Below are 306 nucleotides of genomic sequence, written 5' to 3' on the forward strand. Positions count from 1 at the left end.
GTGCTTTGCGCTATAATATTCATCTACTTTATACATAACGATAGTATGCGGGACAAGCGTGCAAAATCCATGCGCAAATCCTTTTGGCACTAGTAACTGCCGATGGTTATCTGCACTTAAAATATATCCTTTCCATTGTTTAAATGTTGGTGATTTTTTTCGTAAATCAACGATAACATCATAAATTGCCCCTTGCATAACTTGAATGAGTTTCGTTTGTGCTTTCGGTTTTTTTTGAAAGTGTAGTCCCCGAATCGTTCCTGCCTTAGCCGAATAAGATACGTTATCCTGTACAAATGAATACGT

General features: G+C 37.3%; 1 protein-coding gene. It reads right to left on the reverse strand.

Annotated elements, in window-relative coordinates; translation table 11 throughout:
• On the reverse strand, positions 1-306 hold a 306-nt coding region (locus SB717_RS34800), incomplete at both ends, for a dTDP-4-dehydrorhamnose 3,5-epimerase family protein (RefSeq protein ID WP_410907432.1).

The organism is Priestia sp. SIMBA_032, from assembly GCF_046535215.1.
Lineage (GTDB): Bacteria > Bacillota > Bacilli > Bacillales > Bacillaceae_H > Priestia > Priestia aryabhattai.